Below are 24,194 nucleotides of genomic sequence, written 5' to 3'. Positions count from 1 at the left end.
ACACCGCGGCGGGCGCCAGGAGCCGGCGACAGCGGCACAGCACCAGGCAGAGCATCGGGCACACGGTGGGGGCTAGCGCAATGACGGACCAGCACAACACCGCTCCGGCGGTCTGGGACCCCACCGCGCGCGGTGGGGCGGGCGGCTGGGTGCGCGGCCCGCAGGGCGCCGCCCCCGCCCAGGCCCAACCTCCCGCCCAACCCCCGGCCCAGCCCCAGCAGCAGCCCCACCAACAGCAGCAACCCCCGCAGCAACCCCCGCAGCAACCCCCGCAGCAACCCCCGCAGCAGCAGCCCCGGCCGGCTCCCCCGGCCGCCGCCCCGACGCCCCCTCCCGGCCCGCAGCAGGCCCCGGCCGGCGGCGTCGGCGACCAGGGCCCCCCGCTGGGCGCCCGCCCCTACCTGGCCGCCGCTCCGGGCTACGACGCCCCGACCGCGCCCGCCTTCCCCCGCGCCGTGCCGCCGTCAGCGCCGTCCGCGCCACCGGCCGCCCCGCCCGGCCGGGGCTTCCCGAGCCACGCCACCCCGCAGGACCAGGGTCAGGGCGGCTACGGCTACCCGCAGCCGCCCGCCTCCCCGGGAGGCCCCGCCCAGCCCCCGCCCGGGTACGGCGCGCCGTACCCCCAGGCCGCGCCGTACGGCCACGGCGGCCCGGGCGGCCCCGCCCCGGACCTGTACGCCCAGGCCCCGGGAGGCTACGGCCAGTACCCCGGCCAGCCGGACTACCCGGCCGGCTACGAGGACCTCGACGACGACGAGGACCGGCGCGGCAACAAGCGGGCCCCGCTGCTGATCGCGTTCGCCCTGCTGATCGTCGTCGCCCTCGGCGGCGGCATCCTCTGGGCGAAGCAGGGCAGCGACTCCCCGTCCGAGAAGGCCGCCGGCCCCACCCCCTCGGCCACCGAGACCACCGCCGGCGGGAACCCGCAGCCCGCCCCCGTCCCGAGCGGTTCGGACGCCGCCCCCAGCACGGCCGCCACCGACCCCGCCTCGGCGAGCCCGAGCGCGAGCCCGTCCGCCGGCGCCCCCGGACCGGGCGCGCAGACCCAGGCCAAGTCGCTGGACGAGCTGCTGGCCCGGGGCGAGGGCGCGAAGGCGCCGATCGGCAGTGCGGTCGCCAAGGTCAACAGCTGCCCGTCCAAGGCCGACATCGAGAGCGCGGCACAGGTCTTCGACACCGGGGCCAAGCAGCGCGACCAGCTCCTCGCCGACCTCGGCAAACTCACCGTCACCGACGTGCCCGGCGGCGCCGACGCGGTGCAGTCGCTGAAGTCCGCCTGGCAGCTGTCCGCCGACATCGACCGGGCGTACGCCGCCTGGGCGCGTACGGTGGCCGGCCAGGGCTGCTCCGGGTCGGCCCCGAACACCGCCGACAAGAAGCACGCGGACGAGCTCAACCCGCAGGCCACCCAGGCGAAGAAGGACTTCGTGACGAAGTGGAACGCGATGGCCGGCACGTACGGCCTGACCGCGCGCACCCAGGACAGGATCTGAACCACCCGTGACCCGCACCACCCAAGGCCCCGCCGGCCCCACCCGCCGGGCCGACGAACCGCCCCGCCGCTCCACCCTGCTGCGCGCCACCACCGCGGTCGCCGTGCTCGTGCCGCTCGGCCTGGCCGGCTGGCTGGGCTGGCAGGCCGTCAGCTCCGACAGCCCCTCCGCAGTCCCGGCGACCCGCGCCGCCGAGGCCGCCGCCCCGCCGGCCGGCTCGCCCGCCGGGTCCGCGGCCGCCCCGTCCCCGGCCACCACGTCCCCGGCCACCACGTCCTCGGCCGCCACCCCGGACACCCCGCCGGCCACGGCACCCGCCACGGCACCCGCCACCGCGGAGGCGACCACCCCCGCCGTCCCCGGCGGGCAGCCCATGGCCGCCACCACCCTCACCGGCCGCACCGTGCTGCTCGACCCCGGCCACAACCCGGGCAACTTCAAGCACACCACCGAGATCAACCGCCAGGTCGACATAGGCAACGCCCGCAAGGAGTGCGACACCACCGGCACCTCCACCAACGCCGGCTACACCGAGGCCGAGTACACCCTCGACGTCACCCGCCGGGCCCGGGAGATCCTGGTCGCCCGGGGCGCCACCGTGGTGCTGGCCCAGGACGCCGACAGGGCATGGGGTCCGTGCATCGACGAGCGGGCCAGGGCCGGAGCCGCCGCACACGCCGACGTCGCGCTCTCCGTGCACGCGGACGGCGGCCCGGCCGGCGGCAGCGGCTTCCACGTGATCATGCCCGCCAAGGTGGTCGCCGGTAAGGCGGACACCTCCGCGATCGTCGCGCCCTCGCACCGCCTCGGGCTGCTGCTGCGCGACAGCTTCCACACGGCCACCGGCGAGCCGTACGCCGACTACGTCGCCAGCCAGGGCCTGGACACCCGCTCGGACCTCGGCGGACTGAACCTCTCGTCCGTCCCCAAGGTGTTCATCGAGTGCGGTAACATGCGCAACTCCGCGGATGCCAAGCGGATGACGGACCCTCAGTGGCGCCAGCAGGCGGCCCAGGGAATCGCGGACGCGCTGACGGCGTTTCTGACCACGCGGTAGCCGGCCCGGCAAAGGGGTCAGGACCGCGCAGTTTGCAACGACTTCGCCCCATTCCCGAGCCCGCTGTGCACCGACGGGGTGGTTGGCCCTAGGCTCTTGGTCCGTTCGGGAGTTTCCCGGCCGGTCAGCCGACCGCGAAGATCGCCGTCCACGACACACCAACGAGGGGAACGTTAGTGAATCTGCGCGCTCTCACCAGGGGAGACGCCGCCGTCGCAGGTGCGGCCGTCCTGCTCTTCATCGCTTCATTCCTGCCGTACTGGACCGTGGACTGCAGCGGCAGGTACTGCGGCGACACCTCGCAGAACGCCTGGGACAGCGTCCTGTTCCCCGTCCTGCCCTCGGTCTTCCTGCTCGGCATCCTTGCCGCCGTGCTGATCCTGGTGCAGCGCTTCCAGGGTGCCGCCGCCGCCAACCGCCAGGTGCTCGGCCTGCGGCTGGACCAGTGGGGCATCGCCTTCGCCGTCGCCGCGCTCTGGACCTCGATCTGGTCGCTGGGCGGCGGTCCGAAGGGCCTCGACCACGGCTTCGGCGCTTGGCTCGCCGTCATCTCGCTGCTCCTGCTCGCGGGTGCCGCCGCGGCCGGCCCGCTGGTGCCCGCGCTGCAGGCTCCGCTGGTCACCGACAAGCCGGCCGCCCCGCAGGGCTACCCGGGCGGCTACCCGAACCCGCAGGTCGGCCAGCCGGGCCAGCCCGGCCAGTACGGCTACCCGGCCGCCGGCCAGGACCCGAACCAGGCCCCGGCCTTCGGCGGCCAGCCCGGTGGCTACGGCTACCCGGCGGCCGGTCAGCAGCAGGACGCCGCAGCTCAGCAGGCGGCGGCCCAGCAGGCGGCCCACCAGGCCGCCCAGCAGGCCCCGGCGCCCGCCCAGGCCCAGGCCGCTCCGGTGCCGTCGCCGGCCCCCGCGGCCGACTTCGCGCCGTTCTGGTTCGCCGTTCCCTCGCCGCGCCAGCTGGCCCCGAAGGACAACCCGGTCGGCGCCCCGGTGGGCGACCTCGTCCCCGGCACCTGGTACCTGGCGGTCGAGCAGCGCGGTACCGCGCTGGTCGCCCAGCTCCAGGACGGCACCCAGGGCGTGCTGGCCGACACCTCCGGCATCCAGCGCGGCTGACGCCCCGCTCCCTGCACGGCGAAGGGGCGGGACCGGATCACTCCGGTCCCGCCCCTTCGCCGTGTGCGCCCCCGGCGGGGTCGCTCAGCAGCAGTCCTGGACCACCAGTCCGGCCGGCAGCTGCTCGCCGCCGAAGACCGCGACGGTGGCCGGGTCCCCGCCGAGCGCGGCGACCGCCAGCAGCAGCGCCCCGGCCGTCCAGGTGGTGCGCTCCTCGGGCCAGATGGCGTCGTCCTCGAAGACGTACCCCGTCCAGTACGAGCCGTCGGTGTGCCGCAGCCGCTGGATCCAGCGCAGGATCTCCACCGCCCGGTCGGACTCGCCGACCGCCCAGAGCGCCATGGCCAGCTCGGCGCTCTCCCCGCCGGTGACCCAGGGCCGGTCGCTCACGCAGCGCACGCCCAGGCCGGGGACGACGAAGCGGTCCCAGTCCCGTTCGATCCGCGCCAGCGCGGCCGGGCCGCGCAGCGCGGTGCCGAGCACCGGGTAGTACCAGTCCATCGAGTAGCGGTCCTTGTCGAGGAACCGCTCGGGGTGGTGCGCGACGGCGTGCCGCAGCCGACCGGCCGCCAGCTCCCAGTCGGGCTGCGGCTCCTCCAGGTAGTCGGCGATGGCCAGGCCGCAGCGCAGCGCGTGCAGGATGCTGGAGGAGCCGGTGAGCAGCGCCTCGTCGGGCGCGCCGCCCTGCTCGTCCACCCGCCAGGAGATCGGGCCGCCGGGCAGCCGCAGGCCGACGATGAAGTCCAGCGCGCGCCTGACGACGGGCCAGACCCACTCCAGGAAGGCGTCGTCGCCGGTGCTGAGGTGGTGGTGCCAGATGCCCACGGCGATGTACGCGCAGAAGTTGGTCTCCTTGGACGCGTTGGAGACCTCCCCGTCGGTGTAGCCGGCGAACCAGGAGCCGTCGGGGTTCTGGTTGTCGGCCAGCCAGCGGTACGCGGCCTCGGCGGCGGCGTGCTCGCCCGCGGTGTCCAGGGCCATCGCGGCCTCGGTGTGGTCCCACGGGTCGAGGTGGTGGCCGGTGAACCACGGTATGGCGCCGTCGGCGCGCTGCTCGGCGAGGATGCTGCGGACGGTCCCGGCCGCCTGCTCGGCGTCGAGCACCCCGTCGAGCAGCAGCACCTCGGGGACGGCGGCGGTCACGCCACCCCGCCCGGTGCGCGGTTCGGCTTGGAGGCGTAGGCGACGAAGCTCTTGCCGATGACGGGGTTGAGGGCCTTCTCGGCGGCCTTGGTGAGGGTGCTGATCACCGGGGTGCCGACGATGTCCCAGACCAGCAGCTGGTGGTAGGCCTTGACCGGCAGCGCCTTGTCGTTGTCCACGCCGACCGCGCACTTGATCCACCAGTACGGCGAGTGCAGCGCGTGCGCGTGGTGGGTGCCGTACGGCTCCAGACCGGCCTCCTTGAGCCGGTCGAGCAGTTCGTCGCCCCGGTAGATCCGGATGTGGCCGCCCTCGACCTCGTGGTACTCGTCGGAGAGCGCCCAGCAGATCTTCTCCGGCAGCCAGCGCGGCACGGTCACGGCGAGCAGTCCGCCGGGCTTGAGGACCCGGAACATCTCGTTGAGCACGCCCTTGTCGTCCGGGATGTGCTCCATCACCTCGGAGATGATGATCTTGTCGAAGTACTCGTCCTCGAACGGCAGGGCCAGCGCGTTGCCCTCCATCGCGACCGCCGACGCGCCCTCGGGGGCCTCACCGGCCTGCTCCATGGCGGCGAACCACTTCCTGACCTCGGCGATCTCCTCGGTGTTCTGGTCGAGGGCGATCACATTGGCCCCGCGCCGGTAGCACTCGAACGCGTGCCGGCCCCCGCCGCAGCCCAGGTCGAGCACCCGGTCGCCGGGGGCGAGCGGGAAGCGCGAGAAATCGACGGTCAGCACTGCGGGCTCCCATTCCTTTGGTACCAGACGTTTGTGACGCTGCGCCGGACGAGCGTACGGCGCTGTCGGCGGCGGCCCGGACGGACGTCCGGCGCCGGCCGGTGGCGGCTCAGGGGACGTAGCGCCAACCCGGTCCGGAGCGGGCCCGCCGCCCGACCCCGGTGGCGATGGCCGCCCGGTAGCCCTCCGCGGTCAGCTCGGCCGCCCGCTCCCAGGTGAACCGGGCGAGCACCCGTTCCCGGCCGGCCTCGCCGAGCTCCGCGCGCAGTTCCGGGTCGTCCAGCAGCCGCCCTAGCGCGGCCGCCAGGGCGTCCGCGTCACCCGGCGGCACCGCGAGACAGGTCTCGCCGTCCGGGCCGGCCACCTCGGGGATCGCCCCGCCGGTGGTGGCGACCAGCGGGGTGCCGGTGGCCATCGCCTCGGCGGCGGGCAGCGAGAAGCCCTCGTACAGGGACGGCACACAGGCCGCCTCCGCCGAGCGGTACAGGTCGACGAGCTCCTGGTCGGTCAGGCCGCTGCGGAACTCGATGTACCGCTCCAGGCCGAACCGGCGCACCGCCTCGGTGACCGGACCGGCCTCCTTCTGCGGCTTGCCGACCACCACCAGGTGGGCGTCCCGCTCGGTGCGGACCTTGGCCAGCGCCTCGACCAGGTGGACCAGGCCCTTGAGCGGCACGTCAGCGCTGGAGGTGGTGACGATCCGTCCGGGCACCCGGGCGATCTCCTCGGAGGGGGACCACAGCCGGGTGTCGGCGCCGATCGGGACCACCGAGATGCTGTCGGGCGCGGCGCCCAGGTGCTCGGCGATCTCGGTCTTGGAGCTGCCGGAGACGGTGATGATGTGGTCCAGCCGGGCGGCCACCCGGCGCTGCATCCGGGTGAACGCGTACCAGCGGCGCAGCGAGAGCCGCCGCAGCGGGGTGGGGGCGGCGTCCAGCTCCAGCCGCCGGTCCACGGTGATCGGGTGGTGGATCGTGGTGACCAGCGGGAACCCGTGCCGGGCCAGGCCGAGCAGCCCGTAGCCGAGGGTCTGGTTGTCGTGCACCACGTCGTAGCGGCCCTTGTGCAGGGCGAGGTACTGACGGGCGCGCAGCGAGAAGGTCAGCGGCTCGGGGAAGCCTCCGGTGCGCATGGTGGCGTACTCCAGCACGTCCACCAGGCCCCGGTACTCGCCCACGGCCGGGGTGCGGAACGGGTCGTCGCTCCGGTAGAGGTCCAGGCTCGGCAGCTCGACCAGGCGGACCGAGCCCGGCCCGTCGACCTCGTCGAGCACGGGGTACGGCTGGGCGCCGATCACGTCCACGTGGTGGCCGAGGCGGGCCAGCTCGCGGGAGAGGTGCCGTACGTACACGCCCTGGCCGCCGCAGAACGGGTCCCCGCGGTACGACAGCAGGGCAATCCGCAGCGGCTGCGCGGTCATCCTCGGCCCCCATCTCGGCTGCATCGGTGGTTGCTGTCCATGACTTGATCCATGCCTCTGAATCCGTGCCTGTGATCCGTGCCGGTGATCCGCGCCTCTGATCCGTGCCGGTGTTCCACGACTGCGGTCTTCGGCTGGGGCCTTCGGCTGGGGTCTTCAGCTGCGAGCGGCGGCTGCCATCGCCGCCGCCGGTCGCTAAAGTAGATCAGGTTTCAGTGTGGTGTGGAGTTCGTCATCGACCATGTGAACAATGAGAGACCTCGAAGATACCGGCCCGTAGCTTGCCGTCAGGAGCCAGGGCTGGTGATTCACGCCACGCCGCGGCCTGGTGATTCCCGCCACGCCGCACCCCTGCGGAATCCGCCGGTCCCGCCGGTCCTCCGCACGCCCGGTCCGCCCTGCCCGTCCTGTTGGAGCACACCGCCACCCGCGCCCCGGGAGCACCCTTGCCGTCGCCCGTGACCCCCGCGAACCCCACGCCCGCCGCGCCCCAGGCGGCCCCCGCGCACGCCGCACGCCCGGCGCGCCCGGCCGATCCGCCGCTGACCGCCCGGCAGACCGAGCGCCGGCGCCGGATCCTGCGGTCCGCGACCGCGCTGGCCGCCCGGGGCGGGTACGAGGCGGTGCAGATGCGGGAGGTCGCGGAGGGCGCCCAGGTGGCGCTCGGCACCCTGTACCGGTACTTCCCCTCCAAGGTGCACCTGCTGGTGGCGGTGATGCTGGAGCAGTTGCAGGCCCTCCAGGAGCAGGTGCGGCGGCACCCGCCGACCGGGCCGGACCCGGCGCCGCGGGTCGCCGAGACCCTCACCCGGGCGTTCCACGCGCTCCAGCGCGAGCCGCTGCTGGCCGAGGCGATGGTGCGGGCGCTGTCCTTCGCGGACCGCTCGGTGGGCGCCGAGGTCGACCGGGTGAGCACCACCACGGCGCAGCTGATCCTGGATGCGATCGGCCAGTCCGGGCCGCCCTCCGAGAGCCAGCGCGCCGCCGTCCGGGTGATCGAGCACACCTGGCACTCGGCGCTGGTGGCCTGGCTGTCGGGCCGCGCCTCGATCGCCGAGGTGCGGGCCGACCTGTACACCGCGGCCCGGCTGCTCACCCTGCCTGACTGAAACCTGTTCCTGTACGGCGCGGTCGGGGGCCGCGGGTACGGCGGCTAAAGTCGACGGGCACGACAAATCCATCCGTTTCTCCTCCGGGGAAAGCCGGTGCGACTCCGGCACTGACCCCGCAACCGTGAGCCCGGTGCCCTGCGGCCGGGCGAGTCGGAGTGCCCGGGGAGAGGCGAGCGGCCACCCCGGGCGCACCGGCGCCCGGCACCGTCGAGGTCTACGGAACGGCCCGCCCGGGCCGGCACACCGCTCACCGAAAGGCGCACCTCCACCATGCTCACCGCCGCCCGCCTGGGCGCCGCCACGCTGTCCGCCGCCCTGCTGGCCGGCACGGCCGCCGCGCCGGCCCTCGCCGACACCCCCGCGCCCACCGCGCCCTCGCCCAGCGCCGCCGCCGTCCCGGAAAGCCTGTACGGCAAGGGCGACCCGACCTACGACGGGGTGTGGCGGCAGTCGCTCGCCCTGACCGCGCTGGCGAGTGCCAAGGTGGTGCCGGCCGACTCCGCCGTCTCCTGGCTGACCGGGCAGCAGTGCGCGGACGGCGGGTGGCCGTCGTACCGGGCGGACACCGCCGCGGCCTGCGACCCCGCGACCGAGGACAGCAACGCGACGGCCGTCGCGATCCAGGCACTGGTCGCGCTCGGCGGGCACCAGGACTCGGTGGACAAGGGCGTCCAGTGGCTCAAGGCCAACCAGAACGCGGACGGCAGCTGGGCCTACAACCCCGGCAGCCCCGGTGATGCCAACTCCACCGGGCTGGCCGTGAACGCCCTGTTCGCCACCCGGACGGACCCGGCGGCCGTCGCCAAGGCCGGCCGGAACGCCTTCGACGGGCTGGCGCTGTTCCAGCTCGGCTGCGCCGCGCCCGCCGACCAGCGCGGCGCGTTCGCCTTCCAGCCGGACACGGCGGGCGCGCTCGCCCCGAACGCCCTGGCCACCGGGCAGAGCGCGCTGGCGGCGGCGGGCGGGAAGCTGCCGGTCGCCAACGCCAACCGGTCCGACGCCGCGCCCAAGGCGCTGCCGTGCGCGGAGGGCTCCACCGAGAAGGCCGTACCGCGTGCGGACTCCGCGGAGGCGGTCGGCGCGTACCTCACGGCGCAGCTCGCGGCGGGCGGACAGCACCTGACGCTGACCAACCCCGGCGCGGCGCCGACGCCCGAGTACACGGCCACCGCCTGGGCGGCGCTCAGCCTGGTCCAGGGCGGGCACCCACAGCAGGCGGGCGGCGCGGTGGACTGGCTGGCCAAGGAGGGCGGCGCCTGGACGAAGGGCGGCACCGACGCCTCGGCCACCGCCACCCTGCTGCTGGTCGCCCAGGCGGCGCAGCGCAACCCGGCGGACTTCGGCGGCAGTGACCTGGTGAAGCAGCTGACGGCCCTCGGCCCGGCGCCGAAGGCGGTCGGCGCGAGTTCCGGCGCGAGTGCCAGCGCCGCTCCGGCGAAGGACGCGAAGAAGGACGGGGGCCTCTCCCAGTACTGGCTGCTCGGCGTCGGGCTGCTGATCGGCATCGGCGGCGGTCTGGTGCTGAGCCTCCAGCGCAAGCGCGGCGCGAAGCTGTGACCACGCCGTCCGGCTCGCGGGCGGCGGCGTCTGCGCCCTGGGCGTCCGCGTCCCGGGCGTCCGCGTCCCGGGCGGGGGTCGACGCGTCCCGGACGGGGGTGGCCCGGGTGACCCTTCGCTCGACCGTGGTGGCCGTGCTCGTGGGGCTGCTGGCCGGACTGTTCGTGGTCGGCGCGGCGCCGGCGCAGGCCGCCGGGTACCGGTACTGGTCGTTCTGGAAGTGGTCCGGCGACACCTGGACGTACCAGCAGCAGGGCCCGTCGGTCCACGTCCCACCGGACGGCAGTACGGACGGCTGGCGCTTCGCCGTCAGCCCGGACGGCGGACAGGACGCCGCCCGACCCGGGGCGCCCGGGGACTTCGGCGCGATCTGCGCGGACACTCCCGGGCAGCCGGGGCGCAAGCGGGTCGCCGTGGTGCTGGACTTCGGCACCGGCGCGGACGCCCCCTCCGGCGAGACCCCGCCCGGACCGCGTACCGCCTGCGCCCGCGTGCCCGCCTCCGCCACCTCGGCGGAGGTGCTGGCCGCCGTCGTGCCGCCCCTGCGCTACGACACCAACGGGCTGCTCTGCGCCATCGCCGGCTACCCGAAGGCCGGGTGCGGCGACCAGCTCGCGGGCGGCGGGTCGGGTGGGGGCACAGACGGGGGCACCGGCAGCCCGGGCACTGCTCCGGGCGGCTCCGGCGAAGACCCGGGTGCCGGTCCCGACATCGGCCTGATCGCGGGCGGCGCACTCGTCGCCGCCCTGGCCGCCGGGGCCGTCTGGCAAGCGCGCCGCCGCCGGGGCTGAGCAAAAATATGTGGACCGGTCTACCTATTCACGAGGACTTCACCCGAGCCTCATATACCGACCGGTCTACATATCCCGAATATACCGACCGGTCTACATAAGTAGACCGGTCTACATAAAAACGCGGCACCCGGAGTGGGAAGTCGGCCAGCCCGACTTCCCACTCCGAACCCCTCCCCGCCCCGACCTGGACCCCTCCCCGTGACCACACCCCGTGCCCCCCGCGCCCCGCGCCCACCCCGCACGCCACGGGCCACCCGCCCGCCCGCCGGCCCCCGGCAGCTGCACCCCGGCGCCTGGTGGCTGTGGGCGCTCGGTCTGGGCGCGGCCGCCACCCGCACCACCAACCCCCTCCTGCTGCTGCTCCTAGCCGCAGTCGCCGGCTACGTGGTGGCCGCCCGGCGCGGCGACGCACCGTGGTCCCGCTCCTACGGCGCCTTCCTGCGGCTCGGGCTGCTGGTACTGGGCATCCGGATGCTCTTCGCCGTCCTGCTCGGCTCGCCGATCCCCGGGACGCACGTCCTCTTCACCCTCCCCGAAGTCCCCCTGCCCGCCTGGGCGCAGGGCGTGCGGATCGGCGGCCGGGTCACCGTGGAGGGCCTGCTGGCCGCGCTGTACGACGGGTTGCGGCTGGCCACCCTGCTGGTCTGCGTCGGCGCCGCGAACGCCCTGGCCAGCCCCGCCCGACTGCTGCGCGCCCTGCCCGGCGCCCTCTACGAGGCCGGGGTGGCCGTCGTGGTGGCGATGACCTTCGCGCCGAACCTGATCGCCGACGTCCAGCGACTGCGCGCCGCCCGCCGACTGCGCGGGCGCACCGACCGGGGCATCGCCGCCGTGCTGAGCGTCGGAATCCCCGTCCTGGAGGGCGCGTTGGAGCGCTCGGTCGCACTGGCTGCCGCGATGGACACCCGGGGCTTCGGCCGCACCGCCGACGTACCGCGACGCCTCGCCCGGGCCACCGCCGCCCTCACCCTGGCCGGCCTGCTCGGGATCTGCCTCGCCGCGTACGGGCTGCTCACCGCCGGCGGCACGGGTTGGGCGCTGCCGGTCCTGCTGCTCGGCCTGGCCGCCGCCTTCACCGGCCTGCTGCTCGGCGGCAAGCGCTCCATCAGAACCCGCTACCGGCCGGACCCCTGGGCGCTGCCCGAATGGCTGACGGCCGGCTCCGGCGCCGCCGTTGCCACGCTCACCATCTGGCTGTCCTCCCGCGACCCGGCCGCCTTCGCACCCACCGTCGTCCCGCCGACCGCCCCCACCCTGCCGCTGGCCGCCGTCCTCGCCGTACTGCTCGGTCTGCTCCCGGCCTTCGTCACCCCGAACCCGCCCCGGAGGGCCTCGTGATCACCTTCGAGCAGGTCTCCGTCCAGTACGCCGACGCCGCGGCGCCCGCTCTGAGCGGAGTCGACCTGACCGTCCCCGAGGGCGAACTCTGCCTGCTGGTGGGCCCGTCCGGCTCCGGGAAGTCCACCCTGCTGGGCACCGTCAGCGGCCTCGTCCCGCACTTCACCGGCGGCGCGCTGCACGGCCGGGTCACCGTCGGCGGCCGGGACACCCGCGAGCACCGCCCGCGCGAACTCGCCGACCTGGTGGGCACGGTGGGCCAGGATCCGCTGGCGCACTTCGTCACCGACACGGTCGAGGACGAACTCGCCTACGGCATGGAGTCCCTGGGCCTTCCGGCGGACGTGATGCGGCGCCGGGTCGAGGAGACGCTGGACCTCCTGGGCCTGGCCGATCTGCGCGACCGCGCACTGGGCTCGCTCTCCGGCGGGCAGCAACAGCGCGTCGCCATCGGCTCGGTGCTCACCGTCCACCCGAGCGTCCTGGTCCTGGACGAGCCCACCTCCGCACTCGACCCCGGCGCCGCCGAGGAGGTGCTGGCCGTCCTACAGCGCCTGGTGCACGACCTCGGCACCACCGTCCTGATGGCGGAGCACCGGCTGGAGCGGGTCGTCCAGTACGCCGACCAGGTCCTGCTGCTGCCCGGCGGCGGCGCGCCCCCCGTCCTCGGCGATCCCGCGGAGGTGATGGCCCACTCGCCGGTGCACCCGCCCGTGGTCGGCCTCGGCCGACTCGCTGGCTGGCACCCGTTGCCGCTCTCCGTCCGCGACGCCCGCCGCAAGGCCGGCCCACTGCGCACCCGCCTCGACGGGCGCCACCCCACCGAGACACCGCACCGCCCCACCGCGACACCCCGCCCGCCCACCGAGACACCCCGCCAGCCTGTCGACGCACCCCGCGGAGCCCCAGCCGCGCCCCGCCCCGCCCCCGAGCCGGTCGCCGTCGCCCACCGGCTGGCGGTGCGGCGCGGTCCCGTCCCCGCCCTGCGCGGGGTCGACCTCACCCTGCACGCCGGCGAGATCACCGCACTGATGGGCCGCAACGGCGCGGGCAAGTCCACCCTGCTCGGCGCCCTGGTCGGGCTGCACGCCCCCGCCGCCGGCACCGTCCGGGTCGGCGGCCTCACCCCCCACCGCACCCGCCCGGCCGAACTGATCCGCCGGGCCGGCCTCGTCCCGCAGGACCCGCGCGACCTGCTGTACGCGGAGAGCGTGGCCGCCGAGTGCACCGCCGCCGACTCCGACGCGGGCGCCGACCCCGGTACCTGCCGGGCCCTGGTCGAACGGCTGCTGCCCGGCATCGCCGACGCCACCCACCCGCGCGACCTGTCCGAGGGCCAGCGGCTCACCCTCGCCCTGTCCGTCGTGCTCACCGCGCGCCCGCCGCTGATCCTGCTCGACGAACCCACCCGCGGGCTGGACTACGCCGCCAAGGGCCGACTGGTGGAGATCCTGCGCGGGCTCTGCGCCGACGGCCACGCCGTCCTGCTCGCCACCCACGACGTCGAACTCGCCGCCGAACTCGCCCACCGCACGGCGATCCTGGCCGAGGGCGAGATCGTCGCGGACGGCCCGACCGCGGAGGTGGTGGTCTCCTCCCCCGCCTTCGCCCCGCAGGTCGCCAAGATCCTCGCACCCTCGCCCTGGCTCACCGTCCACCAGGTCGAAGCGGCCCTCGCCGACGGGGAGCCCGCATGACCCCGCCGACCCGACGCCCCAGGTCCGTACTGCCGGGCCTCCCCCCAGCCGTACCGGTACCGCTGGCCCGTCCCGTCCCGCTCGGCCGCCGTTCGGCCATCGCGCTGCTGCTCACCTCCGCCGTCGGCGTGGCCGGCTTCGGCTGGCCGCTGCTCGCCTCCACCCGGTCCGCCCTGGTCGGCCACGCCACCGACGCCCCTTGGCTGTTCGCGCTGCTCCTGCCGCTGCTGCTCGCCGTGGTGGTCGCCCAGATCTCCGAGGGCCGCTCGGCGGGCGGCGGCGCACCCGGCCTGGACGCCAAGGCCGTCGCCCTGCTCGGCGTCCTGGCCGCCGCCGGCGCGGCACTGCGCCCGCTCGGCGCGGGGACGGCCGGCCTGGAGCCGATGTTCTTCCTGATGGTGCTGGCCGGCCGGGTCCTCGGTCCGGGCTTCGGCTTCGTCCTCGGCGCACTCTCGATGTTCGCCTCCGCGCTACTGACGGGCGGCGTCGGCCCGTGGCTGCCCTTCCAGATGCTCGCCATGGGCTGGGTCTGCCTGGGCTCCGGCCTCCTCCCGGGCGCCGCCACCCTGCGCGGCCGCCGCGAACTCGCCCTGCTCGCCGGGTACGGCGCGACCGCCTCCATCCTCTACGGCACGATCATGAACCTCCAGGGCTGGCCCTACATCGCCGGGCTTTCCGGCTCCATCTCCTTCGTCCCCGGCGATCCGGCCTCCACCAACCTCGTCCGCTTCGCCGCCTACTGCCTCACCACCTCCCTGGGCTGGGACCTCCCCCGCGCCGTCCTCACCGTCGTCCTCTGCCTCACCCTCGGCACCCCCGTCCTGCGTGCCCTCCGCCGAGCCACCCGCCGCGCCGCCTTCGCCGCCCCGGTGGAGTTCACCCCGCCCAAGTCCTGACACCCGTCCCGCACACCGCCACGCCAGGTCAGGGGCGCACTGCTTGGGCTCCCCGGTGTGAGCCAGGTCACCGGAACCGAGGTACTGCGACGGACAAGGCACTTCGTGGACTACACATTGCACGCCCGGATACGCACGGGGGATCCCGAGGCGTTCAGGGAACTCTTCCGTGACCATGCGCCCTTGGTCCATCGGTACGCCGTCCGCGTGAGCGGCGACCGGGACCTCGCCGAGGACGTCGTCTCGCTGACCTTCCTGGAGGCCTGGCGGCTGCGGGACCGGCTCCTCGACCACGAGGCCGGCCCGCGCCCGTGGCTGATGGGCATCGCCGTCAACGTGCTGCGCAACACCCGTCGTGCCGCACGCCGCCACCAGGCGGCCCTCGGGCGCCTGCCCGCCCGCGACACCGTCCCGGACTTCTCCGACGAACTCGTCGGACGCATGGCCGACGCCGACCAACTCGCCGCCGCCCAGCGGGCACTGAAGCAACTGCGCCGCACCGAGCGCGAGGTGTTCACGCTGTGCGTCTGGTCCGGACTGGGCTATGCCGAGGCCGCCGCCGCCCTCGGGGTCCCCATCGGTACCGTGCGTTCGCGCCTCTCACGCGCCCGCACGCGACTGCGCAAACTCGCCGGACAGGAACTGAAGAAGAACCGGGAACCGCTTCCGCGCCCCGGACAACAACAGGGCGGCCGCACCTACGCGGCCCGGTCGTACGAGTCGCACGAGGAGACGTACGGATGACCCGCAAGTTCTGGAAGCGGACCGAGCCCCTGGACCACACGGACTTGGACCACAGCGAGCCGGACCACGCGGAGCTCGCCCGGCTGCTGCCGGCCCCGTCGATCCCTCCGATGCCGCTCGACCGCCAGTTGCTGTTCGAGGAGCACCTGTTGAACGAGATCCGCACTCCCGCGCCCACGGCCGTACCCGCACCCGCACCCGCGAAGCGGCCGATGCGGCGCGCCCTGCTGATCGCCGTCCCGGTCGCCGCCGCCGCGCTCACCGCCGTCGTCGCCGTCAACTCGCTGACCAGCGGAATCAGTTCACCGCGCACGAAGACGGCCTCCGTGGAGGCGCCCGTCGTCCAGGTCGAGGAGGGCAGCAGCCTCCAACTCGTCGCGACCGCCCAGCAGATCGCCGCCGCCGTGCGCACCCAGGGGATCCCGGAGCCGAAGCCCGGCCAGTTCATCTACATCAAGAGCAAGGTCTCCTACCTGTCCTACTCGCAGAACGCCGACACCAACGAGTCCAGGACGTGGGTGCAGCCGCTGCACCAGCGCGAGATCTGGAAGTCCGCCGACGCGCTCAACGGCTGGCTCGACGAGCCCGGCTACCAGGACGAGGGCGGCATCGGCCTCGGCAACGACAACCCCCACTCCAAGCCCGTGAACGGCAAGGACATCCCGGGCGAGGCCCTCGCCCTGTCGTACAACTGGCTCAAGGCCCAGCCGACCGACCCGGACCAGCTGCTGAAGACCATCTACACGACCGCCGGCGGCCCGCGCGACCGGGACCAGCAGGCGTTCGAGACGATCAAGTCGATCATCAACGAGCAGCTCGTACCGGGCCCGAACGCCGCCGCGCTCTACCAGGCCGCCGCAAAGATCCCCGGCGTGGTGGTCGTCCAGAACTCCCAGGACGCCGCCGGCCGCACCGGCCTCGCCCTGGCCCGCCTGGACGAGCAGACCGGCGAGCGCATCGAGCTCGTCTTCGACCGCACGACCTTCACCTACCTGGGCAGCCGCGGCGTCCAGATCAAGCAGGTCAACAACATCAAGCCCGGCACGGTCACCGAACGCACCGCCGTCCTGGAGCGGGCCGTCGTCAACACCAAGAAGGAACGCCCCACCCCGGGCGGCACCGCCTGAGCCCATCCCCACAGCCAGCTGTCCCATCACGGGCGACCGAGCAAGCACTTCGGGCCCTTCCCCGGCAGGGGGAAGGGCCCGAAGTGCAGGAAAGGAGCAGTGACCGAGCGGGCTCAGGCGTTCTTGGGGCCGGCCGACTGGACGACGTCGAAGGACCAGAGGGTGGAGCCGGAGGCCGCGGGACGCTTCGGGGCCTCGCCCTCGCCGCCGTTCTGGTGGGCCGCCTTCATCAGGCCCTCCATCCAGGCCTGGAAGGACGCCTCGTCACGCCAGCGGGTGTAGACGAGGTACTGGTCGGTCCCCTCGACCGGGCAGCACCTCTTCAGATGTACCTTGCGCCCATGGCCGAAGACCTGGTGACTCGCGCCCATTGGGGCGATCTGACAGGGCAGAACTGGTCCGGACTGGTCCGCCTCTCCTTCGAGGTGGACGCCGACTCAACTTCCGCCGCAGGTAAGGAATCCGATCCGGACAGCGCGGCAGCGGGCCGGAGATTCGTCCTTCTCACGGGACGGGACATCAAGGGCCGCGACGAACTAGAGAAGGACGCCCGGCAGTTCGTCGAGAGCCGCGGCGACGTTACGTCCACACCTACGAGGGACCCGACACCAGCGCGTGGAAGCGCAAGCGGGTCAGACTGCCGGACGGCCAAGTCATCTACCGCGCCATCGCCCGGTCTTCGAAGGGACGCTGGCCAACCTCAAGGGCGCGCACAGCGCGCCTGCGCGCGGCCCTGGCCGCGCCAGCGGGCTGCCGGCCGGGTGCCGAGGTGAGGTATCAGACCCCGCCGTGGCTGGGGGCGGGTCGCCAACGCCGCCACGACGTTCGACCCTCCGCACGCCTTAATATCAGCTGATTCTGCCGAGCCAGACCCATTCACGTCCCGAAGTGCTAGCATCTCGCCATGGTGGCAATTGGGGACTTTCGAAGCTTCGACTTTGGCTACTCTGACGCTGGGAGTGAATTTCAGCGAGCCCCGAAGCTGCTCAGGGAAGGCTATTACGATCTCGGCGGAATTGAAGACCGAGTTCTAAGTTCTCACGAATTCCTACTTCTAGGATACAAGGGATCTGGGAAATCTGCGATCGCGAGCCGTCTACGGCTGCTAGCAAACGACTCCCCGGCCCTATACTCCGTGCCTGACGCGATCCACATCGACCGGCTCCCCCTAAAGGAATTCCGGGGAGTAGTCCCCGATTCGATCGATTCTCACATCCGCCATCGATTCGTTTGGGAGCTTCATCTCCTGATTCACGTGACAGCCAGTCTCGCCAAAGACGGCCAGGCCGAGCGGAAGCATCGTAAATCAGTCGGAGCAGCCCAGGAGCAGCTTGAGAAATACGGCGTCACGCCTCAGCATCCCTCAGAGATGAAGCGCCTTCGGACCAACAAGGTGACAGCTTCTGCAGGTCTACCCCAAAGGGTTGCCAACGTATCTGCAGAATTCAATCGTAGCACCGACGCCAGCACCTTGGATGACTGGATCACCTACCTACGGGACGTGGCATCGACGTTCCGCAGCCAGCGGAAGCACTATCTGTTTATTGACGGCCTCGACGATATCTCCTTGATCCAGGAGAGCCGAAGCTCACTTCTGGGTGGACTCATTCAAGCAGCTGCGGATCTGAATGAGCTTTTCTCTTCGTCTGGCGCCCCGGTAAAAATCGTCGTGTGTTGCAGGACCGACCTATATTCGCGATTGATGCTCCCGCGCGCAGGAAAAATCCGAAGTGATGACGGCCTGGAGTTGAACTGGTATCAGAATACTCGCGACTTCCAGGCAACACATCTCGTTAAGCTCGCCAATCTGCGAGCTCGCCTCGTAGATAGGAATTGCGCAAATATCTTCCAAGAGTTCTTCCCTGATAAAATTGGTGGCCGCGATGCCGTAGAGTTCATCCTCCTCCAAACTCGCCATACGCCTCGCGACCTACTGCAGCTACTGAAAATCGTCAAGGGTCACGTGGCGGCTCCTGGGGCCATCCCAGAAGACACCGTCAAGGCAGGGACGACCGAATACTCTGCCACATACTTCATTGGCGAATTCAGAGACGCGCTTAATACCTATTTCGACCCCGAGCAGGTACGTCGAATCGAGGATCTCCTGGGGTCATTGCGAAAGCGTCAATTCACGTATGCCGAGCTTCGCGCCAAAGTGGATAATGACGCACGCTTCAAAGATAAGTTCGACCTTGAGAACGTCTTGGCTGCCCTATTTGATAGCAGCTTTATTGGAAATGTGACGCCTGGCGGTGCGACAGGCGGCTACGAGCAGTACTATCGGTTCAAGTATCGGAACCCTCTCGCGTCTCTCTCTTACGAGGAAGACATGCAGTTCCACCGAGGACTCTGGAAGGTCTTCAATGTGGCCTGAGTCCCCTAGGGCGTTTCTTTCCGATCATCGGATCGTTGGTCTGGTGTGCCGTTAACTGACGCGCAGTGGGCGCGAATAGAGCCGTTGTTGCCGGATCGGACGCCGAAGCGGGGAGGGCGATGGCGCGATCACCGGCAGGTGATCGACGCGATCGCGTGGAAGTTCGAGACCGGCTCGCAGTGGGTGTACCTGCCCGCCGAGCACGGCTCCTGGAAGGGCGTCTACACCCGGCTGCGGAACTGGGCGATCGACGGCACGTGGGAGCGGGTTTTCACCGCCCTGCTCGCCCAGGCCGACGCGGAGGGCGACCTGGACTGGGTCGTCTCGGTCGACTCCACGATCGTGCGCGCCCACCGGCATGTGGCCGGGGCCCGTCAAAGGGGCCCCGGCCGACGAACCGCACCACCACGCCATCGGACGCTCCCGCGGTGGGCTGACCACCAAGATCCACCTCGCGGCGGACAGCCGCTGCCGCCCGCTGTGCTTCCACCTCACACCCGGCCAGGCCGGCGATGCGCCCGCGTTCGAGCACGTCATGGCCGCCCTGCGGGTGCCGAGGCCGGTTGGCAGGCCACGTACCCGGCCCCTCGTGGTCCTGGCCGATCGGGCCTACTCGTCCCGGGCCATCCGCGAGCCCCTGCGCAGGCGCGGGATCCGCGCGGTCATCCCGCAGCCCGCCGACCAGATCGCCAACCGCAAGCGCAGAGGCCGGCACGGAGGCCGCCCGCCGGCGTTCGACCGCGAGGCCTACAAGCAGCGCAACACCGTCGAACGCTGCATCAACCGCCTGAAGAACTGGCGAGGCCTGGCCACCCACTACGAGAAGACCGCCACCGTCTTCCAAGCCGGACTCCACATCGCGGGCATCTTCATCTGATCCGCCCGCTGATCCAAAAGAAACGCCCTAGCTGCCCTGCAAGGGAGGCAGTCCATGTCTTTCCGAAGGAGCCGCGCACGCCAGCGTCGGAACAGGCGGGCCTGCCCAGTCCGGCAGCTGAGTGTCTAACTGCGGTACAACGCCCCCGGACTCAAGCGAACAGTCAGGGACGTCAGGGGATTCTCAGCGCAGGTCAGCGGTGCTTCTGACCCACGTCGATCAAGTACCCAGGTTGCTTCGGGACTAAGAGCCAACGGGTAGGGCCAGTGCAGGCTGGCCCCACTCAGCTAAGCCAACTCATCACGCGTGTGGGCGGCCAGGCACAACAATTCCTCAAGGCTCAGCCATCCTTCCGCGATGCCCTCAAGCCGGACCACCGGCGCGCCCTGGGCATCAGTGTCGGCGATAGCTCGCAGGGTCGAGCGGTCCACCCCGCAGAGCGCCAGCAACCCATTCAGCTCGTCCGCTGTCCGCCGGGCGGTTCTCCAGCCGGCCGCGTAGTCCACCCCGGTAGCCATGCCCACACGTCAGGGTCGAGGCTCGCGGCCAACTCCGCACCGAAGTCGTCGTCCCCGTCCAACTGCTCTTCAACTCCCCTGCTCAAGAACCGAACGGGCCACCCCGTGCACGGACGTGCCGAGGAGTCCGATGCCATCGGCATCGGGCTCTGACCCACCGGACCATCCCCACCCCGCCAAAGTCCCGGGTGGTCCGGCACGTCTTCAGTTGTCCCTGATCAGGTCAGGTGCGGTCCCGAGTCGGCTCCTCGCAGCCGAAGATCCGCCGGAACAGCTCCGCCTCGCTCAGGTCGAGCAACGGATCGTCAACGCCGGCCGTCTCCCGCCAGATCTGCCGCATGAGTATCAACTGCTGGTCTTCAGCGAACCCAGGCTCGGCGTACCACGCCACCGCGTCACGGTGCGCGGCCCGCCGACCCTGCGAGACAACCCGCATCGACCAGGAGAACTGGCCGTCCAGCAGCCACCAGGTCGAAGCCCGGTCCCACCAAGCCCGCAGGTGCCGGATCACCGGGCCATCCCGGGACCTGCGGGGTACAGACGGACCACAGTCGGGGTCAAGTCGAGGAAGGCCAGGGCCCGCACCTCGCCATGCGTCGCGAGCCGGTGCCCGACCGACGGCAGCTCCGACGGCCCGAACAGCTCGGCGAAGTAGCCGTGCTGGTCCGGGCTGAGCGGAAGCACGTCGAGCGTCTTCAGGAGCGCGGCCATCGCGTCCGGAAGCTTGCTGAAGCGCGCGGCCGCGGTGACACCTCGAACCTCCGCGATCACCGGGAAGGGGTACGGGGAGTCAGCCTCCGGCCCGGAACCGTCCACCAGGACAAGCTCCGTCCGCGGCCCAGCCTGGTCTCCGAACGGCGTCACTTCCCCGACACCTCCCCCGTGCGGCGCTGGTGCCACCGGTGGACACCGACGGTCTGGCCGTTCACCACGATGCTTCGGGTCAGCGCCTTCCTCAGCCCCGCGCCGCAGGAGAAGCACCGCGCCGCCGCTCCGGGCGCCTGCCTGCTCATTCCACACCGCCTTCCGGGCCCACCAGGGCCCAAACGATCTTTCCGATGCCTTCGGGCCGGGGCTCGAAGCCCCATTCCAGGGACAGGACTTCCACCAGGTGCAGCCCGCGCCCCGAGAGGTCGCCCGGGTCGTTGGCGCGCCGGATCGCGGGCTTCTCGCTGCTCGCGTCGTGCACCTCGATTCGCAGGTGGTCGCACACCACCTCGAACCGGACGGCGATCTCGCGCCCGGGCGAAACCCGCGCGTGCACCACCGCGTTGGACACCAGTTCGCCGAGCACCAGCTGGCCGTCACCAATGAGGGCCACGCCGCCGGGGATGTTCTGCAGGAACTCGCGCAGGTGGTTCCTGGCCACCGCGGCGGACCGCCTGTGCCGCGCAAGCTTCGCCTCGAACACAGGTATTCCGACGGCCGGCTTGTAGGGTTCGGAGCCGTCGGGAGAGTTCCCCGAGCTGATCACGTGCACCGCCTCCCGACGCCCAAAGGGCGGCCCGAACTTGGATGTTCCGGCCCTTGACGCCAGGTTGCCGGGAGGGGTCGCGGACTTCGTACCCGAGCTGGTTACCCAATGTGGGTAAACTCACATGTAATCAACTTGCTTGTAGTGACTGCTGATCGACAGCGGGGGCAGTGGTGATCGAGGCGCGCGTACCGGACCGACTTCCTGCGGGCCTGCTCTCCAACCCGGAGATGATCGTCGCCTGCCGAAGGCGAGACTTCGCCACGATCTTCCGGCTGCTCAAGCTGGCCGGGGTCTATCCCTCACTCATCGCCCGCGCCTGTGACATGACGCCGAGCCGCGTGGGCGAGGTCATGGCGGGCAAGCCCAAGATCGAGAAGATCGATGTCATCGAGCGAATCGCGGACGGGCTGCACATCCCTGGACACATGCTCGGATTGGCTTCTCTGGAATGGGAGCAGGAAGCACCCGCCGCCCCACAGGCCCGGCCGCGATCGATCGAGCCGTCCATCGGTGGGCAGGGGCTCAGCGCACCGATCGACCCCGACTTCCTCGTCAGCCATCTACGCAGCCTTATGCCCGGTCACTACAAAGCTGCGAATCTGCTCGGCTCCCGCCACGCACTCGACGCGGTGACCCGGCACGTCCAGCTACTCGACCGCCTCCAGCAGAACGTCGGCGGCCGCTCTCGCGACGAACTCCTCACCATCGGCGCCCGTACCGCGGAGTTCCGGGGCTGGTTGAACCAGGATCTCGGGGACTTCGGCCAGGCCCTCTACTGGTCGGACCGCGCCATGGAGTGGGCGCAGGAGACCGGCGACGACGTCATGGCCGCCTACGTGCTCTTCCGAAAGAGCAACCAGGCCACCGCTCAACGCAACACGCAGAAGGCCGTCAGTCTTGCCCGCGCTGCCCAGCGGTCGGCCGGCGCGACGCTTCGCATCCGTGCTCTCGCGGCCCAGCAGGAGGCCCAGGGCCACGCCCTCATGGGCAACCTGCGCTTCGCCGAGGCGAAGTTCGACGAGGCCCACGAACTCGCCGCCGAACCGGACGACTCACATGCGGACGACGCCCTTGATCTGGCGTACTGCACCCCGACCTACATCGAGATGCAGCGCGCGAACTGCCTGATCGAACTCGGCGATGCGCAGACGGCCGTAAGCATGTTCGAGGCGGAGCTTCAGATCCTGCCGCCGATCTACCGCAATGACCAGGGCGTGTACCTCTCACGACTGGCACGCGCCTATGCCGTGTCCGGCGAGCCGGAGCAGGCTGCCGCAGCGGCGGACCGCGCGCTGTCGATCGCCATCGACACCGAGTCGGCGCGGGCGATGGCGGAGCTGTCCGCCGCCGACAAGGCCCTCCAGCGGTGGAGCACCGTGTCCGAAGTCGCCACCTTCACGGACCGTTTGAAGCTGATGAGCGGCACCGCTCCCTCTCGACCTTCGACAGGCTGATGAGAGAGGGTGGGGCCATGGACGCACTGATCACGGCCGCCACCTCCGCAGACGAACGCCGGCGCGGTGCCAAGGTCGCCGTGCTGCCGGTCGGCAGCTTCGAGCAGCACGGCGACCACCTCCCGCTCACCACGGACACCGTCGTCGCCAGCCTGATCGCCCGGCGGATCGCCGCCGACTACGACCTGTTCCTCCTGCCGCCCATCACGGTGTCCTGTTCTCACGAGCACGCTCACGTGCCGGGCACCGTCAGCATCAGCGCCCCCACGCTCTACGCCGTCGTCAACGACATCTGGAAGTCGCTTCAGGCGTCCGGCATTCACGGCCTGCTCATCGTGAACGGCCACGGCGGGAACTATGTCCTCGCGAACGTCGTGCAGGAGGCGAACACGGCCGGTCCGCGCGTCGCGCTCTTCCCTGTCCGTGAAGACTGGCACCAGGCCCGTGAAGCAGCCGGGCTGGAGAGCAGCAGCGCCGAGGACATGCACGGCGGCGAACTGGAGGTCTCTCTCCTGCTCCATGGTGCTCCGCACCTCATCCGTGAGGGCGTCAAGCAGGACGACCACTCCGCTCCGGCGCGCCCGCACCTGCTCACGCTCGGCATGGCCGGCTACACGAGGAACGGCATCATCGGACAGCCCTCCCTCGGCACGGCGGCAAAGGGCAGGGCCCTCCTCGACAGCCTGTCCAAGGCTGCCGCCACGCACCTCTCCCTCATCACGAGCGGCTGAGAAAGCACTTCGGGCCCTTCCCCGGCAGGGGGAAGGGCCCGAAGTGCAGGAAAGGAGCAGTGACCGAGCGGGCTCAGGCGTTCTTGGGGCCGGCCGACTGGACGACGTCGAAGGACCAGAGGGTGGAGCCGGAGGCCGCGGGACGCTTCGGGGCCTCGCCCTCGCCGCCGTTCTGGTGGGCCGCCTTCATCGGGCCCTCCATCCAGGCCTGGAAGGACGCCTCGTCACGCCAGCGGGTGTAGACGAGGTACTGGTCGGTCCCCTCGACCGGGCGGAGCAGCTCGAACCACTCGAAGCCGTCGGAGTTCTCCACCGACCCGGCCCGCGCGGCGAACCGCTTCTCCAGCACCTCGCGCTGTTCGGCGGGGACGGTCAGCACGTTGATCTTGACTACGCTCATGGCTCCATCCTGCCTCACGGGTCGACGGCAGGTGCAGATCCGGCGGAACCGACACCCCACGAGGTGCACCGGCGAGACGCCCGTCCCGCAGTGCCGGGCCGGGCCCGGAACGCCGTGGGACGTCTCCAATCGA

General features: G+C 71.8%; 24 protein-coding genes and 1 riboswitch. Of the genes, 15 read left to right on the top strand and 9 right to left on the bottom strand.

The features are described from left to right. Nucleotides 1-80: 80 nt before the first annotated feature. From ACIGZJ_RS01280 to ACIGZJ_RS01270, 3 genes are all read left to right on the top strand, one after another. Entirely contained in the window at nucleotides 81-1,493 is a 1,413-nt protein-coding gene (locus tag ACIGZJ_RS01280; RefSeq protein ID WP_396455362.1) for a hypothetical protein, read from the top strand. A 7-nt stretch (nucleotides 1,494-1,500) separates the two neighbouring features. After that, nucleotides 1,501-2,550 (top strand): N-acetylmuramoyl-L-alanine amidase, encoded by a 1,050-nt coding sequence (locus tag ACIGZJ_RS01275; protein WP_396455361.1) that lies wholly within the window; start codon nucleotides 1,501-1,503, stop codon nucleotides 2,548-2,550. 176 nt (nucleotides 2,551-2,726) lie between these two features. Continuing rightward, complete coding sequence (locus ACIGZJ_RS01270) at nucleotides 2,727-3,662, top strand: hypothetical protein (protein WP_392927429.1); 936 nt, start codon at nucleotides 2,727-2,729, stop codon at nucleotides 3,660-3,662. Between the two features lie 84 nt (nucleotides 3,663-3,746). Here ACIGZJ_RS01270 and ACIGZJ_RS01265 read toward each other — a convergent pair whose 3' ends face one another. The 3 genes from ACIGZJ_RS01265 to ACIGZJ_RS01255 all read right to left on the bottom strand — a co-directional run bounded on the left by ACIGZJ_RS01265 (nucleotide 3,747) and on the right by ACIGZJ_RS01255 (nucleotide 6,965). After that, a complete protein-coding gene (locus ACIGZJ_RS01265) occupies nucleotides 3,747-4,805 on the bottom strand; it encodes a prenyltransferase (protein WP_396455360.1) in 1,059 nt (352 codons plus the stop codon). Then, nucleotides 4,802-5,545, bottom strand: a complete 744-nt coding sequence (locus ACIGZJ_RS01260; protein ID WP_387940142.1) for a class I SAM-dependent methyltransferase — start codon at nucleotides 5,543-5,545, stop codon at nucleotides 4,802-4,804. Before ACIGZJ_RS01260 ends, ACIGZJ_RS01265 begins: the two co-directional genes overlap by 4 nt. A gap of 109 nt (nucleotides 5,546-5,654) precedes the next feature. After that, nucleotides 5,655-6,965 (bottom strand): glycosyltransferase family 4 protein, encoded by a 1,311-nt coding sequence (locus ACIGZJ_RS01255; RefSeq protein WP_396455359.1) that lies wholly within the window; start codon nucleotides 6,963-6,965, stop codon nucleotides 5,655-5,657. A 446-nt stretch (nucleotides 6,966-7,411) separates the two neighbouring features. Between ACIGZJ_RS01255 and ACIGZJ_RS01250 the strand changes: the two genes are divergently transcribed. The 8 genes from ACIGZJ_RS01250 to ACIGZJ_RS01215 all read left to right on the top strand — a co-directional run bounded on the left by ACIGZJ_RS01250 (nucleotide 7,412) and on the right by ACIGZJ_RS01215 (nucleotide 16,230). Beyond that, complete coding sequence (locus ACIGZJ_RS01250) at nucleotides 7,412-8,074, top strand: TetR family transcriptional regulator (RefSeq protein WP_396455358.1); 663 nt, start codon at nucleotides 7,412-7,414, stop codon at nucleotides 8,072-8,074. 86 nt (nucleotides 8,075-8,160) lie between these two features. Then, a riboswitch (cobalamin riboswitch) is annotated at nucleotides 8,161-8,238 on the top strand. A gap of 109 nt (nucleotides 8,239-8,347) precedes the next feature. Then, a complete protein-coding gene (locus tag ACIGZJ_RS01245; protein ID WP_396455357.1) occupies nucleotides 8,348-9,634 on the top strand; it encodes a prenyltransferase/squalene oxidase repeat-containing protein in 1,287 nt (428 codons plus the stop codon). A gap of 107 nt (nucleotides 9,635-9,741) precedes the next feature. Further along, nucleotides 9,742-10,425 carry an SCO2322 family protein gene (locus ACIGZJ_RS01240; protein ID WP_396455356.1) on the top strand — a complete coding sequence of 228 codons (684 nt, stop codon included), beginning with the start codon at nucleotides 9,742-9,744 and terminating at the stop codon, nucleotides 10,423-10,425. A 201-nt stretch (nucleotides 10,426-10,626) separates the two neighbouring features. Then, complete coding sequence (locus tag ACIGZJ_RS01235) at nucleotides 10,627-11,766, top strand: CbiQ family ECF transporter T component (RefSeq protein WP_396455355.1); 1,140 nt, start codon at nucleotides 10,627-10,629, stop codon at nucleotides 11,764-11,766. Next, nucleotides 11,763-13,463, top strand: a complete 1,701-nt coding sequence (locus ACIGZJ_RS01230) for an ABC transporter ATP-binding protein (RefSeq protein ID WP_396455354.1) — start codon at nucleotides 11,763-11,765, stop codon at nucleotides 13,461-13,463. Before ACIGZJ_RS01235 ends, ACIGZJ_RS01230 begins: the two co-directional genes overlap by 4 nt. Then, nucleotides 13,460-14,359 (top strand): ECF transporter S component, encoded by a 900-nt coding sequence (locus ACIGZJ_RS01225; protein ID WP_396455353.1) that lies wholly within the window; start codon nucleotides 13,460-13,462, stop codon nucleotides 14,357-14,359. Before ACIGZJ_RS01230 ends, ACIGZJ_RS01225 begins: the two co-directional genes overlap by 4 nt. 105 nt (nucleotides 14,360-14,464) lie before the next feature. After that, nucleotides 14,465-15,103 (top strand): RNA polymerase sigma factor, encoded by a 639-nt coding sequence (locus tag ACIGZJ_RS01220; protein WP_392927415.1) that lies wholly within the window; start codon nucleotides 14,465-14,467, stop codon nucleotides 15,101-15,103. Next, nucleotides 15,100-16,230 (top strand): CU044_5270 family protein, encoded by a 1,131-nt coding sequence (locus ACIGZJ_RS01215; RefSeq protein ID WP_396455352.1) that lies wholly within the window; start codon nucleotides 15,100-15,102, stop codon nucleotides 16,228-16,230. Before ACIGZJ_RS01220 ends, ACIGZJ_RS01215 begins: the two co-directional genes overlap by 4 nt. Nucleotides 16,231-16,343: 113 nt before the next feature. On the opposite strand, the gene ACIGZJ_RS01210 is transcribed toward ACIGZJ_RS01215, so the two are convergent. Beyond that, nucleotides 16,344-16,601 carry an antibiotic biosynthesis monooxygenase family protein gene (locus ACIGZJ_RS01210; RefSeq protein WP_396455351.1) on the bottom strand — a complete coding sequence of 86 codons (258 nt, stop codon included), beginning with the start codon at nucleotides 16,599-16,601 and terminating at the stop codon, nucleotides 16,344-16,346. Nucleotides 16,602-17,134: 533 nt separating this feature from the next. Here ACIGZJ_RS01210 and ACIGZJ_RS01205 point away from each other — a divergent pair. Together ACIGZJ_RS01205 and ACIGZJ_RS01200 are read left to right on the top strand one after the other, a co-directional pair. Then, nucleotides 17,135-18,604 (top strand): P-loop ATPase, Sll1717 family, encoded by a 1,470-nt coding sequence (locus tag ACIGZJ_RS01205; protein WP_396455350.1) that lies wholly within the window; start codon nucleotides 17,135-17,137, stop codon nucleotides 18,602-18,604. A 45-nt stretch (nucleotides 18,605-18,649) separates the two neighbouring features. Beyond that, nucleotides 18,650-19,481, top strand: a protein-coding gene (locus tag ACIGZJ_RS01200) for an IS5 family transposase (RefSeq protein WP_396455349.1) whose coding sequence is annotated in 2 segments (ribosomal slippage) — nucleotides 18,650-19,006 and nucleotides 19,008-19,481 — 831 coding nt in all. Because the reading frame shifts where the segments join, the coding sequence is not laid out codon by codon here. A 287-nt stretch (nucleotides 19,482-19,768) separates the two neighbouring features. Here the strand turns inward: ACIGZJ_RS01200 and ACIGZJ_RS01195 are convergent. From ACIGZJ_RS01195 to ACIGZJ_RS01180, 4 genes are all read right to left on the bottom strand, one after another. Continuing rightward, a complete protein-coding gene (locus tag ACIGZJ_RS01195; RefSeq protein WP_396455348.1) occupies nucleotides 19,769-19,999 on the bottom strand; it encodes a hypothetical protein in 231 nt (76 codons plus the stop codon). A 223-nt stretch (nucleotides 20,000-20,222) separates the two neighbouring features. Then, complete coding sequence (locus ACIGZJ_RS01190; protein WP_396455347.1) at nucleotides 20,223-20,510, bottom strand: hypothetical protein; 288 nt, start codon at nucleotides 20,508-20,510, stop codon at nucleotides 20,223-20,225. Beyond that, the gene (locus ACIGZJ_RS01185) at nucleotides 20,507-20,770 is read right to left on the bottom strand and encodes a hypothetical protein (RefSeq protein WP_396455346.1); all 264 of its coding nucleotides are present in this window, start codon (nucleotides 20,768-20,770) and stop codon (nucleotides 20,507-20,509) included. The genes ACIGZJ_RS01190 and ACIGZJ_RS01185 overlap by 4 nt, the downstream gene beginning before the upstream one ends. 238 nt (nucleotides 20,771-21,008) lie before the next feature. After that, nucleotides 21,009-21,410 (bottom strand): ATP-binding protein, encoded by a 402-nt coding sequence (locus tag ACIGZJ_RS01180; protein ID WP_396455345.1) that lies wholly within the window; start codon nucleotides 21,408-21,410, stop codon nucleotides 21,009-21,011. 233 nt (nucleotides 21,411-21,643) lie between these two features. Between ACIGZJ_RS01180 and ACIGZJ_RS01175 the strand changes: the two genes are divergently transcribed. Together ACIGZJ_RS01175 and ACIGZJ_RS01170 are read left to right on the top strand one after the other, a co-directional pair. Continuing rightward, nucleotides 21,644-22,930: a hypothetical protein gene (locus ACIGZJ_RS01175; RefSeq protein ID WP_396455344.1), complete on the top strand. Its 1,287-nt coding sequence runs from the start codon at nucleotides 21,644-21,646 to the stop codon at nucleotides 22,928-22,930. Nucleotides 22,931-22,947: 17 nt separating this feature from the next. Then, on the top strand, nucleotides 22,948-23,661 hold the full coding sequence (locus ACIGZJ_RS01170) for a creatininase family protein (protein ID WP_396455343.1): 714 nt from the start codon (nucleotides 22,948-22,950) through the stop codon (nucleotides 23,659-23,661). A 73-nt stretch (nucleotides 23,662-23,734) separates the two neighbouring features. Here ACIGZJ_RS01170 and ACIGZJ_RS01165 read toward each other — a convergent pair whose 3' ends face one another. Next, the gene (locus ACIGZJ_RS01165; protein WP_387940115.1) at nucleotides 23,735-24,061 is read right to left on the bottom strand and encodes an antibiotic biosynthesis monooxygenase family protein; all 327 of its coding nucleotides are present in this window, start codon (nucleotides 24,059-24,061) and stop codon (nucleotides 23,735-23,737) included. Between the last annotated feature and the right edge of the window lie 133 nt (nucleotides 24,062-24,194).

This window comes from Kitasatospora sp. NPDC052868 (genome assembly GCF_044547105.1).
Lineage (GTDB): Bacteria > Actinomycetota > Actinomycetes > Streptomycetales > Streptomycetaceae > Kitasatospora.
Note: the sequence above shows the minus strand (reverse complement) of the source record. Positions and strands in the feature narration are given on the sequence as shown.

What these genes read in the sequence shown, in the direction of transcription:
- ACIGZJ_RS01280 (WP_396455362.1), top strand. Translation starts at nt 81, where the DNA reads ATGACGGACCAGCACAACACCGCTCCGGCGGTCTGGGACCCCACCGCG.
- ACIGZJ_RS01255 (WP_396455359.1), bottom strand. Translation starts at nt 6,965, where the DNA reads ATGACCGCGCAGCCGCTGCGGATTGCCCTGCTGTCGTACCGCGGGGAC.
- ACIGZJ_RS01245 (WP_396455357.1), top strand. Translation starts at nt 8,348, where the DNA reads ATGCTCACCGCCGCCCGCCTGGGCGCCGCCACGCTGTCCGCCGCCCTG.
- ACIGZJ_RS01225 (WP_396455353.1), top strand. Translation starts at nt 13,460, where the DNA reads ATGACCCCGCCGACCCGACGCCCCAGGTCCGTACTGCCGGGCCTCCCC.
- ACIGZJ_RS01215 (WP_396455352.1), top strand. Translation starts at nt 15,100, where the DNA reads ATGACCCGCAAGTTCTGGAAGCGGACCGAGCCCCTGGACCACACGGAC.
- ACIGZJ_RS01210 (WP_396455351.1), bottom strand. Translation starts at nt 16,601, where the DNA reads ATGGGCGCGAGTCACCAGGTCTTCGGCCATGGGCGCAAGGTACATCTG.
- ACIGZJ_RS01205 (WP_396455350.1), top strand. Translation starts at nt 17,135, where the DNA reads ATGGTGGCAATTGGGGACTTTCGAAGCTTCGACTTTGGCTACTCTGAC.
- ACIGZJ_RS01195 (WP_396455348.1), bottom strand. Translation starts at nt 19,999, where the DNA reads ATGGCTACCGGGGTGGACTACGCGGCCGGCTGGAGAACCGCCCGGCGG.
- ACIGZJ_RS01170 (WP_396455343.1), top strand. Translation starts at nt 22,948, where the DNA reads ATGGACGCACTGATCACGGCCGCCACCTCCGCAGACGAACGCCGGCGC.
- ACIGZJ_RS01165 (WP_387940115.1), bottom strand. Translation starts at nt 24,061, where the DNA reads ATGAGCGTAGTCAAGATCAACGTGCTGACCGTCCCCGCCGAACAGCGC.